This is a genomic window from Bacillus spizizenii TU-B-10 (genome assembly GCF_000227465.1).
GTDB classification, from domain to species: Bacteria; Bacillota; Bacilli; order Bacillales; family Bacillaceae; genus Bacillus; species Bacillus spizizenii.
The window spans coordinates 1209609-1226468 of the sequence record NC_016047.1; the positions used below are offsets into that span (position 1 = coordinate 1209609).

Genomic DNA, 16860 nt, shown 5'->3' on the forward strand with positions numbered 1-16860 from the left:
TTTCATTAACCGGAAATGGTTGCGTTTTGGTCTGCTTTTGCTTGAGACATGACCGTTTCAGCTTTCGCTGGATTAAACAGGCCTTCCCATTTAGACATCACAACGGCAGCAAGCGCGTTACCAGTCAGATTGACAACTGTACGTGCCATGTCCATGATGCGGTCTACACCGGCAATAAAAGCAAGTCCTTCAGCCGGAACGCCGATGGTGCCAAGTGTCGCAAGCAAGACGACAAAAGAAGTACCAGGCACGGCAGCCATCCCTTTAGATGTCACCATAAGGACGAGCACAAGTGTAATTTGGTGCCAAAGCGTTAAATCAATGCCGTATACCTGTGCTAAAAACAGCGCGGCAATAGATTGATAGAGAACGGAACCGTCTAAGTTAAACGTATATCCAATCGGAATCACAAATGAAACAATGCCTTTCGGGCAGCCGATTTTTTCCATCTTTTCCATGATGCGCGGAAGAACTGTTTCAGAGCTGGACGTACTGAACGCCAGTAAGATTTCGTCCTTCATGTAAGCAAGGAATTTGAAAATGTTGATGCCGGCAATTTTTGCAACAATTCCAAACACGACAATTAAGAAGAAAGCAAGTGCGACATACACCAATCCGACAAGCTTTCCGAGAGAGAGAAGAGAACTGAGCCCGAATTTAGACACAGTCACTCCGATAAGCGCGAAAACGCCGAATGGCGCTACTTTCATCACAAGGTTTACAACGTGGAACATGGCATGGGATACACCTTCGAAAAAGGCTAATACAGGCTTGCCTCTTTCACCGATCGCGGAAATACCCAATGCAAATAGAACTGTAAAGCAGATGATGGCAAGAAGATCCCCTTCAACCAAGGACTGGAAGAAGTTTGTCGGCACAATATGCAGGAACGTTTCCGCCACTGATTTATTGCTTTGCTCTTTTTCGGTTTCAACATATTGACTAATGTCAGATTTTTGAGCTTCGTGTATATTAACTCCTGTACCCGGATGGAAGATGTTTGCAAGGGCTAGTCCGAGAATGATAGCAAAAGTCGTAATGATCTCGAAGTACAGAATTGTTCTGAAGCCTAATTTACCGACTTGCTTTCCATTTCCTGCACCGGCTACACCGATGATTAAGCTGGAGACAACAATAGGAATCACTATCATTTTGATTAAGCGTAAAAAGAGATCCCCGATTGGCTGCAGGTAAGTAGGCAATGCTGGGTTGCCATACCAAATAACGCCAACAATGACACCTAGAATAAGTCCAACGAATATTTGTGTGGCTAATCCAAACTTAATTCTTTTCATAGATTACCTCCCAAAAAACAAAGTATCAACATATATCATGAATAGACATATATTTAATCTCACTATTAGATCAAATTATAATAGATAAGAAATGAATTCGTCTATAGTAAATTATATTTAGAAAATAAAGAATTTTCTAAAATGTGTTTGAAATCACCAGAATTATCTAAAAACGGGTGAGCTTTGACCTAACCTGATTATTATTTCAAAATAAAGAAGTGTTGAAAAATAAAGAAAATCCCGCGCGTGCTGCGCGGGATTTTCGCTCTTTACAAATCGTTAACTTTTATGCAGTCATTGCAGATATTTCCATAACACTCATGCTGCTCTTCAATCTTTTTTCCGCATTCCGCGCACTTTTTCGAAGGCAGGTTTCTAAAAAAATCTGTGATTTTCCCCAGCATAACCAATCCCTCTTTCCCCTTTGTAGTGACTTCATTGTAATATAACAGATTATAAAAATCAATAACTGTTTTGATACAATGTTTAAAACATGCTTTTTTTAAGAAAAATGGGTATATTGAAGGAGGATCAATTTTCTTGAAAAGATAGGAGGACATTATGAAAGTTACAGTTATCGGATGCTATGGCGGTTTTCCGGCCGCAAATGAAGCGACGTCGGGCTATTTATTTCAGTCAGGTGATTACTCTTTGCTTGTCGATTGCGGCAGTGCCGTATTATCTAAGCTGTTCGGATATGTGCCGGCGGAAAAGCTGGGTGCGGTGATTCTGTCTCATTATCACCATGACCATATCGCTGACATCGGGCCGTTGCAATTTGCCAAACAAGTCGGTTCGTTTCTCGGCAAAGGAGAGCATACGCTTCCGATTTACGGACATGATGCTGATATAGAACAGTTTCAAAAGCTTACATATAAAACACATACGAAAGGGATTGCCTTTCAGCCGGATCAGCCGCTGACTGCCGGTCCGTTTACGATCACCTTTTTAAAAACGATTCACCCGGTGACGTGCTATGCCATGCGGATTACTGACGGCAGCCATACTGTCGTATATACTGCTGATTCCAGCTATCAGGAATCATTTATTCCATTTTCGGAAAATGCCGATTTATTGATCTCAGAATGCAATTTTTATGCCGATCAAGACGGGACAAGCGCAGGTCATATGAACAGCCTGGAAGCCGGGCGAATTGCAAAAGAAGCGGGAGCGGGAGAGCTGCTGCTGACGCATTTGCCGCATTTCGGCGTGCATGACAATCTTCGCAAAGAAGCGAAAACCGTTTTTAGCGGCGAAGTGAATATTGCGAAATCAGGTTTTGTGTGGGAAGGATAAAGGAGGAGCACCATGTTATTTATCGACAATCAAAATATCAATGATCCGCGGATCAATCTTGCTATCGAGGAGTACTGTGTAAAGCATTTAGACCCTAAACAGCCGTATTTGCTCTTTTATGTAAATCAGCCGTCTATTATCATTGGGAAAAACCAAAATACAATAGAAGAAATCAATACAAAATATGTAGAAGAAAACGGGATTATCGTCGTCCGACGTTTATCAGGCGGAGGAGCTGTGTATCATGATCTGGGGAACTTGAACTTCAGCTTTATTACAAAGGATGACGGGGACAGCTTTCATAACTTCAAAAAATTCACTGAGCCGGTGATCCAGGCTTTACGCCAGCTCGGGGTAGAAGCAGAATTGAGCGGCCGGAACGACATTGTAGTGGATGGCCGGAAAATATCCGGAAACGCCCAGTTTGCAACAAAAGGACGCATTTTCAGCCACGGCACTCTCATGTTTGATTCAGCCATTGATCATGTTGTGTCAGCGTTAAAGGTAAAAAAGGATAAAATTGAATCAAAAGGCATCAAATCGATCAGAAGCCGAGTGGCAAACATCAGTGAGTTTCTCGATGATAAAATGACTACGGAAGAATTCCGCAGCCATTTGCTTCGCCATATTTTCAACACAAATGACATTCAAACCGTACCGGAGTATAAGCTGACGGAAAAAGATTGGGAGGTCATTCATCAAATTTCGAAAGAGCGCTACCAGAATTGGGATTGGAACTATGGCCGTTCACCGAAATTTAACCTCAATCATTCGAAACGTTATCCGATCGGATCGATAGATTTGCGTCTGGAAGTCAAGAAAGGCAAAATTGAGGACTGCAAAATCTTCGGAGATTTCTTCGGTGTCGGTGATGTATCTGAAATTGAAAACCTGCTGGTTGGAAAACAATATGAACGCAGTGTCATCGCTGATGCGCTGGAAGGTGTGAATCTTAAGCATTACTTTGGGAACATTACGAAAGAGGATTTCCTTGATCTGATTTATTAAGGCAAAACACATTGTTTGAAAGAGCGGTTGTGTTTTTGAAATAATGGAGGCAGGAGGGATTCACATGAAAGTGTTTTTAATCGGAGCGAACGGACAAATCGGACAAAGACTCGTTTCTTTATTCCGAGACAATCCTGATCATTCTGTCAGAGCGATGGTCAGAAAAGAAGAACAGAAAGCGCCTCTCGAAGCTGCCGGTGCAGAAGCTGTGCTTGCGAATCTGGAAGGCAGCCCGGAAGAAATCGCCGCAGCGGCGAAAGGCTGCGACGCGATCATTTTCACAGCGGGTTCAGGCGGGAGCACAGGCTATGATAAAACGTTGCTGGTGGATCTAGACGGAGCGGCAAAAGCGATGGAAGCTGCGGATATCGCGGGCATCAAGCGGTTTGTCATGGTTAGCGCCCTGCAAGCCCACAACCGTGAAAATTGGAATGAATCACTTAAACCTTATTATGTGGCCAAGCATTATGCTGATAAAATTCTGGAAGCAAGCGGTTTAACTTATACGATTATCCGTCCGGGAGGCCTTCGCAATGAGTCTGGAAAAGGAACTGTTTCAGTCGCCGCCGATCTGGAACGGGGATTCATTTCCCGTGATGACGTGGCGAAAACGGTCATTGCTTCTTTAGATGAAACCAATACGGAAAATCGGGCCTTTGATCTGACAGAAGGAGATACACCGATTGCTGAAGCATTAAAGAAACTATAACAGTACTGACACTCAGGGCTTTTTGCTCTTGAGTGTTTTTTTCTGTTTCTCTATAATGGAGGAGAAAGCTTGGCTTCAATAATGAATGACTATTCATTCACTTTAAGGGGTGGGAGAATGAATCTTGTTTCCAAATTGGAAGAAACAGCATCTGAGAAGCCCGACAGCATCGCATGCAGGTTTAAGGATCACATGCTGACGTATCAGGAGCTGAATGAACACATTCAGCGATTTGCGGACGGCCTTCAGGAAGCCGGTATGGAGAAAGGGGACCATCTAGCTTTGCTGCTTGGCAATTCGCCTGATTTTATCATCGCGTTTTTTGGTGCGTTAAAGGCTGGGATTGTGGTGGTGCCCATCAACCCGTTGTACACGCCAACAGAAATCGGTTATATGCTGACAAATGGCGATGTAAAGGCGATCGTGGGCGTTGATCAGCTTTTGCCGCTTTATGAGAGCATGCATGAATCGCTGCCAAAGGTTGAGCTCGTCATTTTATGCCAGACGGGAGATGCCGAGCCAGAAGCTTCAGACCCAGAGGTCAGGATGAAAATGACAACGTTTGCAAAAATATTGCGTCCAACATCCGCCGCTAAACAAAGCCCGGAGATTGTCCCTGATGATACCGCGGTCATTTTGTATACGTCAGGAACGACCGGAAAACCAAAAGGCGCAATGTTGACCCATCAAAATTTGTACAGCAATGCCAACGATGTCGCCGGCTATTTGGGAATGGATGAGAAGGACAATGTGGTCTGCGCTCTTCCTATGTTCCACGTGTTTTGTTTAACCGTCTGTATGAATGCCCCGCTGATGAGCGGCGCAACTGTCTTAATTGAGCCTCAGTTCAGTCCGGCATCTGTTTTTCAGCTTGTTAAGCAGCGGCAGGCGACTATTTTTGCCGGTGTGCCTACGATGTATAATTACTTGTTTCAGCATGAAAACGGAAAGAAAGATGACTTTTCTTCCATTCGGCTGTGCATTTCAGGAGGTGCGGCGATGCCAGTCGCGCTGCTGACCGCGTTTGAAGAAAAATTCGGCGTGACCATTTTGGAAGGCTACGGGCTTTCGGAAGCATCACCCGTTACGTGTTTTAACCCGTTTGACAGGGGCAGAAAGCCGGGCTCCATCGGTACAAGTATATTGCATGTCGAGAACAAGGTCGTAGATCCGCTCGGACGCGAGTTGCCCGATCACCAGGTCGGCGAATTGATCGTGAAAGGCCCCAATGTAATGAAGGGCTATTATAAAATGCCAATGGAAACAAAACATGCGTTAAAAGACGGGTGGCTTTATACGGGCGATTTGGCAAGAAGAGATGAGGACGGCTATTTTTACATTGTTGACCGGAAAAAAGACATGATCATTGTTGGAGGATACAACGTGTATCCGCGCGAGGTGGAGGAAGTGCTGTACAGCCACCCGGATGTCAAGGAGGCGGTTGTCATCGGTGTGCCGGACGCCCAAAGCGGGGAAGCGGTAAAGGGATATATTGTACCCAAACGCTCTGGCGTAACAGAAGCGGATATCATGCAGCACTGTGAAAAACATCTCGCCAAATACAAACGGCCTGCCGCCATTACGTTCCTTGACGACATTCCGAAAAATGCGACGGGGAAAATGCTCAGACGGGCGCTGAGAGATATTTTGCCTCAATAATACGAAAAAAGCGAAGCGGCAAGCTTCGCTTTTTCATTTTCAATCCTTTGCTTCTTTTTTAATAATGTTTAGCAGCGCCTTTGTATCGCTTTTACTTAATTTGTAGTATGTCCCGTCCTTCAAATAAACGGCTTGCTGGCTGCCGTCAATCCATAGTCTGAATGAGTCGTACCGGTCTTTATGAAACTTGATTGTCCCTTCGTAATCAGGGGCTGATGTTTTTTCTGTCTTCAGCTGTTTTCCCTGATTCATGATGTCCAGCATATCTTTGACGTGCTGCCTTTTTTCAATCTCGATTTCTTCCTGGCCGCTTGAAGACAGCGTGATCAAATCCGCGTCTACCGATTGATACACATCGCCTGACCGGCTGTAAAGATAGAAAAATGCAAGAAACACAAGACCGATAACCACGATGGCTGCCGCTATTTTTTTCATTTGCATCACTCCAAACATTGTTAGTTTTCCCAGCGATCGGGCTTTCCATGCCTAAAAGGACGGAAAAGTACGGATACACAGCTTGGTTCTAAGAATTTGAATTTATGATTACAATAGAAGTAACGGGTTGATGTGAGGAGTGAGGCGTTATGCGCAAGTGGATTGCGGCAGCAGGGCTTGCTTACGTGCTGTATGTGCTGTTTTTTTATTGGTATTTTTTCCTGTCCGGTGATTCCGCAGTACCGGAGGCTGTGAAAGGGACGCAGGCTGACCCGGCTTCTTTCATGAAGCCGTCTGAATTGGCAGTAGCTGAGCAGTATTCGAATGTAAAGAATTTTTTATTTTTTATCGGGCTTCCTCTTGATTGGTTTTTGTTCTTTGTATTGCTGGTCAGCGGCGTTTCAAAGAAGATCAAGAAATGGATGGAAGCAGCCGTGCCCTTTCGGTTTTTGCAGATTATTGGTTTTGTGTTTGTGCTTTCGCTGATCACAACGTTAGTGACGCTGCCTTTAGGTTGGATAGGCTATCAAGTATCGCTTGAATACAACATTTCCACACAGACAGCGGCCAGCTGGGCTAAGGATCAGGTCATAGACTTTTGGATCAGCTTTCCGATCTTTACGCTTTGCGTTCTCGTGTTTTATTGGCTGATCAAAAGGCATGAAAAAAAATGGTGGTTATACGCTTGGCTGTTAACTGTGCCGTTTTCGCTGTTTCTGTTTTTTATTCAGCCGGTCATTATCGATCCTTTATACAATGATTTTTATCCGCTGAAAAACAAAGAGCTTGAAAGCAAAATTTTAGAGCTGGCAGAAGAAGCCGATATTCCGGCTGATCATGTATATGAAGTAAACATGTCTGAAAAAACAAATGCGCTTAATGCCTATGTCACAGGAATCGGGGCGAACAAACGGATTGTATTGTGGGATACGACGCTGAACAAGCTTGACGATTCAGAAATTCTCTTTATTATGGGCCACGAAATGGGCCATTATGTCATGAAGCACGTCTATATCGGACTGGCCGGCTATTTGCTCGTGTCGCTCGCCGGATTTTATGTCATTGGTAAGCTTTACAAGCGGACGGTCCGCTTTACCCGCAGCATGTTTCATTTGGATGGACGGCATGACCTTGCAGCACTGCCGCTGTTGTTGCTTTTGGTGTCCGTTTTGAGCTTTGCGGTCACGCCTTTTTCTAATGCGGTTTCGCGTTATCAGGAGAATCAGGCTGACCAGTATGGGATCGAGCTGACGGAGAATAGAGAAGCCGCTGTCAAGACGTTTCAGGATTTGGCTGTGACGGGACTGAGCCAGGTTGATCCTCCCGTGCTTGTAAAGATTTTCAGAGGCAGCCACCCTTCGATCATGGAGCGGATTCAACACGCGGAAAAAGAAGAGAATGCATCGGAACATCAGGATGCTGACAAATAAAAAGAAGCAGGTATGGAGAACCTGCTTCTTTTTTTATTATTGTGCAGCTGCTTGTACGTTGATTAACCCTTTTCCATAGTAGAAAGAGCTACCAAGGTATGTTGCAGTGCTTTCTAAACGATCACGGACTTGCGCGTTTGTCCAAGTCGGGTGCTTAGAAAGAATTAACGCTGCTGCTCCAGCAACGTGCGGAGTCGCCATAGACGTTCCGTTGTAAGCGCCGTAAGTGCCTCCAGGAAGTGTGCTTTGAATGGATACGCCAGGAGCCATCACATCAAGCTCGGGACCTGCGCTTGAGAATGAAGCCCTTTGGTTGCTGCTGTTTACCGCACCTACCGCAATGGTAGAAGGATATTTTGCAGGGTAGCCGACTGTGCTTGTGCTTCCGGACGAACCTTCGTTTCCGGCCGCAGCAGCAACGACGATACCGTTGGAAACGGCTTTATCAACTACTGTTTTCAGCGCTGTAGAACCAGAAGGTCCGCCAAGGCTCATGTTGATAACGTCCATATTGTTGGAAATGGCCCACTCAATGCCGTTAATAATCCAGCTGTATTGGCCGCTTCCTGTTGAATCAAGAACTTTTACTGCATATAACGATGCGTTTGGTGCTACGCCCAGAACACCGATTGAGTTATTAAGAGCGGCAATCGTACCGGCTACATGCGTGCCGTGAGAACTGCCGTCCTGGTATGGGTTTGTTTCAGAAGGTACGAAGCTTGCTCCGCCTCTGACATTTAAGTCAGGATGAGAAGAGTCAATTCCGCTGTCGATAACAGCTACTTTTACGTTAGAGCCTGTGTAGCCTTGAGAGTGAAGAGCCGGCGCTTTAATTTGAGAAATGCCGTAAGGAACAGATTGCGCATATTCATGTGCAATATGATCTTCTTCCACATATGCAACGCTCGGATCTTGTTTTAATTCTTTTACAGCTTTTTCATTCAATGTTGCTGTGGCTGCGTTAACATACTTAAACTGCTTTTGAATTTTTCCGCCTTTCTCAGAAATAACATCTTTTTTCTTAGCGGAACTCATTGCACTCATTGTCTGTTTAAATCCGACAATGTACTTCTTTTCTGTACTGCTTTTTCCGGCAGCCTGCGCAGACATGTTGCTGAACGCCATCGTAAAGATTAACGTTAACGCAAACAACAAGCTGATCCACAATTTTTTGTTTCTCACTCTTTACCCTCTCCTTTAAAAGAATTCAGAGTAGACTTACTTAAAAGACTATTCTGTAAATTTATTGTAATAGATGGAATAATATTTTAGTAGACCCATTTTTTCGCGATGATTTTATCTCTATTTAGGTATATCATCTCTCGCTATTTCTGTAGAGACTCGAAATAACTAATTTTATACAGAAAAGAACGAAAATAGACATGAGTAAATGTTCATTATGCTGAAATGTCATTCTTTTTCAGGTTAAATGCTCCTGAGTCCCGGCAAATTCCTGTCGAAAAAAATCCTTCAAATGACCTGCATGTGTTTCCGTGAGATCAATGGATATTATTGTGATATTTTTTCTATGCATGCTGATAAAAGTATTCTAAAAAATAAACTTTACAGAAAATTCTATTAAAGTTAAAATAGAACGATTCTAAAGAGAGAGGAAGAAATGAGATGAACATTCGCCAAGCAAAGACATCAGATGCCGCAGCCATCGCGCCGCTGTTTAACCAGTATCGGGAATTTTATAAGCAGGCGTCCGATCTGAAAGGGGCAGAGGCTTTTTTGAGAGCGCGTCTGGAAAATGACGAGTCCATTATTTTGACAGCAGAAGAAAATGGAGAATTCATAGGTTTTACCCAGCTCTATCCAACGTTTTCTTCTGTGGCTATGAAAAGAATTTACATATTAAATGACTTATTCGTCGCTCCTCATGCGCGGACAAAGGGAGCCGGCGGGCAATTGCTATCTGCCGCAAAAGATTTTGCTGCGGAAAACGGGGCAAAATCTTTATTGCTCCAGACGGAACACCACAACCGGACGGCAAGAAGCTTATATGAGCAAAACGGCTATGAAGAAGAAACTGCATTTGTCCATTATCGTCTCAATGTGCCAGCGAAGTAAAATTGAAGCTTGATGATTTGGTTTTTTGAACGTTCTTCGGTTACGATATAAACGAAAAGGAGTGTGCCGAATGTCAACGTTATTTCAAGCATTGCTGGCAGAAAAACATGCCGATGATGTTTCAGTTCATGTGAAAACCATGTCAACAGAGGATTTGCCGAAAGACGGTGTTCTGATTAAAATTGCTTATTCCGGCATCAATTATAAAGATGGCCTGGCCGGAAAAGCAGGCGGCAATATCGTCAGAGAGTATCCGCTTATTTTGGGCATTGACGCTGCGGGTACGGTTGTCTCTTCCAATGATCCGCGCTTTGCCGAGGGGGATGAGGTGATTGCGACAAGCTATGAGCTCGGTGTCTCCCGCGATGGCGGATTAAGTGAATATGCTTCAGTGCCTGGTGACTGGCTGGTGCCTCTGCCATCGAATCTTACACTAAAAGAAGCGATGGTGTACGGAACGGCGGGATTTACTGCGGCGTTATCGGTGCATCGGCTTGAACAGAACGGTCTGTCTCCGGAAAAAGGGAGCGTGCTAGTCACAGGAGCAACCGGCGGTGTCGGCGGAATTGCGGTATCGATGCTGAACAAGCGGGGCTATGATGTGGTGGCAAGCACAGGAAACCGGGATGCGGCCGATTATTTGAAGCAGCTCGGTGCAAGCGAAGTGATCAGCAGGGAAGATGTCTATGACGGATCGCTTAAGGCGCTGTCCAAGCAGCAATGGCAGGGAGCGGTTGATCCTGTCGGCGGAAAACAGCTTGCCTCGCTTTTAAGCAAAATCCAATATGGCGGAGCTGTCGCGGTGAGCGGCTTAACGGGCGGGGGAGAAGTTCCTGCAACGGTTTATCCATTTATTCTTCGCGGGGTCAGCCTGCTCGGAATCGATTCAGTGTACTGTCCGATGGATGTCAGAGCCGCTGTTTGGGAGCGCATGTCTTCTGATCTCAAGCCTGATCAGCTGCTGACCATCGTGGACAGGGCAGTGCCATTGGCAGAAGCGCCGGCTGCGTTAAAAGATATTTTGCAAAATCGCATTCAAGGTAGGGTCATTGTGAAGCTTTAACAGGATCAGCTTGCAGAGAAAGCTATGTTTTTCTGCAAGCTTTTTTGTGTACATAATGTTAAGCTGCTGTACCGCTGTGTCCTGTCACTTGAAAGGATGTCCGTTTTTAACCGTTCCTCCAGAAACCTAATTTGATTTTGATCCATACCCTTTCTTCCCTTTATAGTCCTACTTCGTTACAGAGAGAAACAAGATGTACCTGTAAGCTGAACTTTCTCTTCTTATTTTAAAAATAATTAGTGATAATGATTCTCATTCCGTGTTATACTATCTTTTGGACATCTTAATCTTAGAAACTACATACAGGAGAGACTGGAACGTATGAAAAAAACACTGATTATTCTTACAGTTTTACTTCTTTCTGTTCTAACGGCTGCCTGCTCGTCTTCAAGCGGCAATCAAAACAGCAAAGAACATAAAGTGGCGGTAACACATGATTTAGGGAAGACAAATGTGCCTAAGCATCAGAAGCGGGTTGTTGTTCTTGAGCTTGGTTTTATCGACACACTGCTCGATCTCGGCATTACGCCTGTCGGGGTTGCCGATGACAATAAAGCGAAGCAGCTGATCAACAAGGATGTGCTGAAGAAAATTGACGGCTACACATCTGTCGGCACTCGCTCACAGCCAAGCATGGAAAAAATCGCTTCATTAAAACCCGATTTAATTATTGCTGACACGACCCGGCATAAGAAAGTATACGATCAGCTGAAAAAAATCGCGCCGACCATTGGGCTTGATAATTTAAATGCTGATTATCAGGATACAATTGACGCTTCACTTACGATTGCAAAAGCAGTCGGCAAGGAGAAGGAAATGGAGAAAAAACTGACAGCGCATGAAGAAAAGCTTAGCGAGACAAAGCAGAAAATCAGCGCTAACAGCCAGTCCGTCCTTTTGATCGGAAATACAAATGATACGATTATGGCAAGAGATGAAAATTTCTTTACATCAAGACTTTTAACACAGGTCGGTTATCGATATGCGATCAGCACGTCAGAAAACAGCGAATCAAGCAATGGCGGCGACTCAGTGAACATGAAAATGACACTTGAGCAGCTGCTGAAAACAGATCCGGATGTGATCATCCTGATGACAGGAAAAACAGATGACATCGATGCGGACGGCAAACGCCCGATCGAAAAGAATGTACTTTGGAAGAAGCTGAAGGCAGTGAAAAACGGACATGTGTACCACGTGGACCGTGCGGTGTGGTCTCTGCGCCGCAGTGTGGACGGAGCGAATGCTATTTTGGATGAGCTTCAGAAAGAGATGCCGGCTGATAAGAAATAAAAGAAAAGACAGGCGTTTCGCCTGTCTTTTTCTTATTTGATAAAGCCGGATAAGTGGCTGTTAATATTATAGTCTTTAATCCGCCATTTCTCTTCTGCGAATTCAATGTTGCTGAGGCAGGCATTGACGAGGCGCGTGCTTTGTAGCTCTGGGTCACCCCCGGAAATTTCCGTCAGCAGTGCGTGAATCGCTGCGCCGTGCGCGACGATCAGCACCTTTTTGTTTGGATACGCCTGATTCACTTTTACCAAACCGCCCATCAGCCTGTCAGTGAGTTCTTCCAGCGTTTCCATATTCGGATAGTTTTTATCCGGATAGCGCTTTGTCCGTTCTTCCAACAGCATGCCCTCCGCATCTCCGTAATCGCGTTCCTTAAAATCATCCATCTCGACAATCGGAAGATGCAGATATTCATTAATGATTTCCGCGGTTCTTTTCGCTCTTTTCAGCGGGCTCGTCACAATAATATCCCAAGAGAAATCCTTTACATATTCTCCGGTTTCTCTTGCTTGGCGTTCACCTGTCGCGTTCAGCGGGATATCGGTTTTGCCTTGGCATTTTTGCTGCAGGTTCCAATCGGTTTCTCCATGTCTTACTAAGCAAACGGCTGTCATAAAATCCCCTTCCTGACTTTGGTCATATCGCTATTATACTAAATCAAAAGCACGCATCCTATGAAAAAGCCTATGCAAGAACTTCAAATAATAAAGCCAGTCCGATTCCGCCGCCGCTTCCGATGGCCGCAACGGCATATTGACAGTCTGTCCGTCTTTGCGTTTCATAAAACAATCTGGTTACCAGAGCTGCACCCGATGCGCCGTACGGATGGCCGAGAGCTAATGCGCCGCCGCGCACATTGATTTTTGAAAAGGGGATGCCGAGTTCTTGCGAGCAGACACAAATTTTGACGGCAAAGGCTTCATTGATCTCATATAAATCGATATCATCAGGTGTTACATCGTGTGCAGTTAAAAGCTTCCGGATCGCATCAACCGGCGCCGCGGGCGGATAGTTCGGGTGAATCCCGCTGACAGCACTGCCGATAAACCGGAGCACTGGCTTAAGCCCTAGGGCTGCAGCTTTTTCTTCTTCCATTACAAGGAGAGCGGCCGCTCCGTCTGATATGCCGCTGCTGTTGGCTGCTGTAACCGTTCCGGAGCTGGTGTCGAAAATCGGTTTTGCACGGGAAATAATCGCTTCTATCGGCCGCTTTTTCAGAAATGCTTCATCCATCTCCAATTCGCCGAGAGGAACAATTTCTTCACGGTAAAATCCTCCATCATGCGCGTTTCTGCTGCGTTGATGGCTGAGAAGCGCGTATTCATCCTGCATGCTTCTGCTGATGGAATAGCGTGCTGCCGTATATTCGGCTGCGATGCCCATGTCGGGATCACCGATCGCATTTGGAGAAAAGCGGGCCCGTTCTGAAAAAGGTGATTGGCTGCTGCTTTCTGAGCCGCCCGCGATATACATCGTGCCGACTCCGGCTTGAATGAGACTGCAGGCATAGCGCACAGCTTCAAGGCCGGAGCCGCACTGTCTGTCAATCGTCATACCGGGAACCGATAAAGGCAGTCCGGCTTGCAGAGCTGACAGCCTAGCGAGGTTGCCGCCTCTGCCGGTCGCGTTTCCGAGAATCACTTCATCAATTTGATCCCCTAGCTTTCGGCTGAGACAGCTTATGATGGGAGCCGCCAAATCCTCCGGTAGAAAGGGCTTTAGCAGCCCATTTTGTTTTCCAAAGATCGTTCGTTTTGCATCAACAATAACCGCATTCAAGTTACACTGCACCTTCTTCTAGCCATTTCCTCACGCTGGAACGGGCAATTTTTCCGCTGCTCGTTTCTGGCAAGGAGTCAGTAAATACCCATTTTTTCGGGATTTTGTAGGCTGCCAGTTTCTGTTTGCACCAGGCTTTCAGCTTTCTGGCATCAGTGTTTCCGTGAACGACAGCTACAGCGATTTCTCCCCAATACTCGTCAGGGATTCCAACGACAGCCGCGTTTTCAACCTCTGCACAGGAGAGAAGCACACGTTCAACCTCTTCTGGGAAAATATTTAATCCTCCGTATACGATCATCCCGTTTTCTCTTCCTGATATGTATAGAAAGCCATCCTCATCGATACAGCCCATATCATCTACTGTCATCCACCCGGATTCATGTGGTGCGCTGCCGTTGACATAGCCGGAAAACCTCATTGGGCTTTTGACAAATATTTTTCCGATTTCCCCCGGCTGACAGCGTTCCCCGGCAGCATTGCGGATTTCAATCTGGACGTTGTGAAACGGGCGGCCGGCTGAATGCGGCTTCCGTTTGCTATCTTCCGGAGTGGAATATGTCACAAAGCTAAGCTCTGATGTGCCGTAAAAATCGTATAGCTTGAGATGGGGCCATGTAGCGGCGAGCTTCTTCTTAGATTCTTCCGGCCAGTCTGCACCCGATGAAATGATTTTGATGGGACTGTTGGGAAAGGCCGTAACACGGGTGAGGGCGTCTGTCATTGTCGGTACGGTATAGAGAACGCTGATGGATTCACGGCTCAGCCATTCCTTCGTTTGGACAGGCGAAAACTTTTTCAACAAACAAACGGTTCCTCCCAGAAACAAGGTGCTGACAGCCCCATATAGGAAGTGAGAGGACATTAACGTCCCGGGAATCAGAACCTTATCATCTGATGAAATCGAAAAATCTGTTTCCGTACAGGTAAAGCTCTCCATCCAAGAGCGGTGAGAACGCGTAAAGGCCTTCGGTTTTCCTGTCGAGCCTGACGTAAATCCCATATAAAAAGGGTGCTCGGGATTAATGGTAGGCAAGAGAGCGGCGGATGCTTCAGAAATATCTGCCATACAGTGATCCAGCAAAACAACATGTGTCTTGCTATCTGTCAGTTTGTTTTTGAAAAAGGCTGAAGTAATCACAAGATCCGCATCGCTTATGGACAGACGCTCCTTGCATTCAGCCGCGCTCCAGCGTGTGTCGATGGGAACAGCCGTGCATCCTGCCGCTGCAGCTCCGGCAAACAGCTGTAAAAACGCCAGGCTGTTCGGGAGCAGGATCGCCACACGGTTCGACATGCTCGGCTGCGGCCGCGACCGCAGCCAATTTGCGGTTTGAGAGACGAGCTGAGCCCAATCCCGGTACGTGATTTGCTCCGATTCAGTTTGGATCGCCACACGGCCGGGCGATTTTTCCGCAATAGATGAATAGGTATGAGTTATTGTCATGAAATTAGCCTCCTTTCGTAAACTTCGTATCAGAAAGAGACAAGGCTTGGGTGATTTTTATCGCCAGAAACGCAGATACAGCCGCTTTTATCAAATCACCAGGCACATATGCAAGGCTCATGAAGGCGGCCTGTGACAAATCAATATCCATCATGACAGCTTGTACAGGTATACCGAGCAGGTAAATAAAGATGATGCCGAATACAATATGAGTGAAAAAGAGACGCAATGGAGTCACCTTTCGCAGTCTGCAAACAGCTAAACTGATCAGCCATGAGGCGAAGGGATAAGCGATCAAAAAGCCTGCGCTCGGTCCGAAAAAAACCCCAAACCCGCCTCGTCCGCCGGGCAAAAGCGGCGCTCCGAAGGCGACGAGCAGCAAAAAGACAAGCTGGCTTAAGAAAGCAGACTTAGGCTTGAGGATGCTGCCTGCCAGCATGACACCAAGCGTTTGTAATGTAATCGGAACGGGTGTAAAGGATAAGAAGAGAGGGGGCATAAAACCCAACACGGCCATCAACGCAGTGAAAATGGCAATATGCATCATGTCTATTAATCTAAGCATGTGAAATCCTCCAAACAGTAATAAAATATGGTTATACAATAAATGCAGGCTATTACTATGTCAACTTATTTTTGATTTTAGTTAACATAATAGACGTGAAAAAACCGGCTGCTTGGCAGACCGGTTTTTGATATTTATTCTTCTGTCAGGATGACAAGCGAATCAACAGATGCGGCCACATGAGAAACAGCGCGGCTGACTTCCTGAAGACCCCCAAGAAAGGCCTGCAAATCGACGTCGATTTTGCCTGATTGCTCTTTGCTGACTTTCATGCTGTGGACAATTTCATCGAATAAGCGGTTAATTTGCGTCATTTTTTCTTTGCTCTCGCTGACTAGCCCATTCACGTCTTTGATATGCTTTGATACGATGTTGATTTGTGTATTCGTATTATTCACAAGCTCAGACACGGTAGAGACGGTTTTTTTCGTATCCTCAGAAAGCTTCCGCACTTCGTTTGCCACTACGGCGAAGCCTTTGCCGTGTTCGCCGGCCCTGGCTGATTCAATCGAAGCATTGAGCGAGAGAAGGTTTGTTTGTTCAGCAATGCCTGTGACAATGCCGAAGATCTTTTCAATTTGCTGTGCGATTTCATCCAGCTTGACCATTTCTTTTTCGATTTGGACAAGGCTTGTGTCAATTTTATTCATCTGTTTTTGCTGGATTTCAAGCTCTTTTTTCCCGCCGATCGATTTTTCTTCAACAGTGCTGGATGTCACTGTGCCGGCTTTGGACGCTTCGGAAATGCCTTCAGATTTGTCCACAAGCTCTTGAACAGATCTGCTCGTTTCTGAAAACAGATTTGCAA

General features: G+C 45.6%; 17 protein-coding genes. 8 read left to right on the forward strand and 9 right to left on the reverse strand.

Annotated elements, in window-relative coordinates:
• Positions 1-5 precede the first annotated feature (5 nt).
• Together gltT and yhfH are read right to left on the reverse strand one after the other, a co-directional pair.
• The gene (gene gltT / locus GYO_RS27950) at positions 6-1295 is read right to left on the reverse strand and encodes a glutamate/proton symporter GltT (RefSeq protein ID WP_014113257.1); all 1290 of its coding nucleotides are present in this window, start codon (positions 1293-1295) and stop codon (positions 6-8) included.
• Between the two features lie 269 nt (positions 1296-1564).
• Entirely contained in the window at positions 1565-1699 is a 135-nt protein-coding gene (gene yhfH, locus GYO_RS27955; protein WP_003224325.1) for a protein YhfH, read from the reverse strand.
• Positions 1700-1856: 157 nt separating this feature from the next.
• Here yhfH and GYO_RS27960 point away from each other — a divergent pair, with 157 nt between their 5' ends.
• From GYO_RS27960 to lcfB, 4 genes are all read left to right on the forward strand, one after another.
• A complete protein-coding gene (locus GYO_RS27960) occupies positions 1857-2591 on the forward strand; it encodes an MBL fold metallo-hydrolase (RefSeq protein WP_014113259.1) in 735 nt (244 codons plus the stop codon).
• A gap of 12 nt (positions 2592-2603) precedes the next feature.
• The gene (lplA, locus tag GYO_RS27965; RefSeq protein ID WP_014113260.1) at positions 2604-3599 is read left to right on the forward strand and encodes a lipoate--protein ligase; all 996 of its coding nucleotides are present in this window, start codon (positions 2604-2606) and stop codon (positions 3597-3599) included.
• 64 nt (positions 3600-3663) lie between these two features.
• A complete protein-coding gene (locus tag GYO_RS27970) occupies positions 3664-4308 on the forward strand; it encodes an SDR family oxidoreductase (RefSeq protein ID WP_014113261.1) in 645 nt (214 codons plus the stop codon).
• Positions 4309-4425: 117 nt separating this feature from the next.
• Positions 4426-5967, forward strand: a complete 1542-nt coding sequence (gene lcfB / locus GYO_RS27975) for a long-chain-fatty-acid--CoA ligase LcfB (protein WP_041520912.1) — start codon at positions 4426-4428, stop codon at positions 5965-5967.
• Between the two features lie 39 nt (positions 5968-6006).
• On the opposite strand, the gene GYO_RS27980 is transcribed toward lcfB, so the two are convergent.
• Positions 6007-6402 carry a YhfM domain-containing protein gene (locus GYO_RS27980; RefSeq protein WP_014113263.1) on the reverse strand — a complete coding sequence of 132 codons (396 nt, stop codon included), beginning with the start codon at positions 6400-6402 and terminating at the stop codon, positions 6007-6009.
• Positions 6403-6551: 149 nt separating this feature from the next.
• Here GYO_RS27980 and GYO_RS27985 point away from each other — a divergent pair, with 149 nt between their 5' ends.
• Entirely contained in the window at positions 6552-7832 is a 1281-nt protein-coding gene (locus tag GYO_RS27985; protein ID WP_014113264.1) for a M48 family metallopeptidase, read from the forward strand.
• A gap of 36 nt (positions 7833-7868) precedes the next feature.
• Here GYO_RS27985 and aprE read toward each other — a convergent pair whose 3' ends face one another.
• Positions 7869-9014, reverse strand: a complete 1146-nt coding sequence (aprE, locus tag GYO_RS27990) for a subtilisin AprE (RefSeq protein ID WP_014113265.1) — start codon at positions 9012-9014, stop codon at positions 7869-7871.
• 441 nt (positions 9015-9455) lie between these two features.
• Here aprE and GYO_RS27995 point away from each other — a divergent pair, with 441 nt between their 5' ends.
• From GYO_RS27995 to GYO_RS28005, 3 genes are all read left to right on the forward strand, one after another.
• Entirely contained in the window at positions 9456-9905 is a 450-nt protein-coding gene (locus tag GYO_RS27995; RefSeq protein WP_014113267.1) for a GNAT family N-acetyltransferase, read from the forward strand.
• A 70-nt stretch (positions 9906-9975) separates the two neighbouring features.
• Positions 9976-10968, forward strand: coding sequence for an NADPH:quinone oxidoreductase family protein (locus tag GYO_RS28000; protein WP_014113268.1), 993 nt, complete (start codon positions 9976-9978; stop codon positions 10966-10968).
• Between the two features lie 321 nt (positions 10969-11289).
• Complete coding sequence (locus GYO_RS28005) at positions 11290-12261, forward strand: ABC transporter substrate-binding protein (protein ID WP_014113270.1); 972 nt, start codon at positions 11290-11292, stop codon at positions 12259-12261.
• A 32-nt stretch (positions 12262-12293) separates the two neighbouring features.
• Here GYO_RS28005 and phoE read toward each other — a convergent pair whose 3' ends face one another.
• The 5 genes from phoE to GYO_RS44305 form a co-directional block, all read right to left on the reverse strand.
• A complete protein-coding gene (gene phoE / locus GYO_RS28010) occupies positions 12294-12875 on the reverse strand; it encodes a phosphatase PhoE (protein ID WP_014113271.1) in 582 nt (193 codons plus the stop codon).
• A gap of 70 nt (positions 12876-12945) precedes the next feature.
• Positions 12946-14040, reverse strand: coding sequence for an acetyl-CoA C-acyltransferase (locus GYO_RS28015; protein WP_014113272.1), 1095 nt, complete (start codon positions 14038-14040; stop codon positions 12946-12948).
• Position 14041: 1 nt separating this feature from the next.
• Positions 14042-15487, reverse strand: a complete 1446-nt coding sequence (locus tag GYO_RS28020; RefSeq protein WP_014113273.1) for an acyl-CoA synthetase — start codon at positions 15485-15487, stop codon at positions 14042-14044.
• A gap of 4 nt (positions 15488-15491) precedes the next feature.
• On the reverse strand, positions 15492-16052 hold the full coding sequence (locus GYO_RS28025) for a biotin transporter BioY (protein ID WP_014113274.1): 561 nt from the start codon (positions 16050-16052) through the stop codon (positions 15492-15494).
• A 134-nt stretch (positions 16053-16186) separates the two neighbouring features.
• Entirely contained in the window at positions 16187-16702 is a 516-nt protein-coding gene (locus GYO_RS44305; protein ID WP_371864110.1) for a methyl-accepting chemotaxis protein, read from the reverse strand.
• Between the last annotated feature and the right edge of the window lie 158 nt (positions 16703-16860).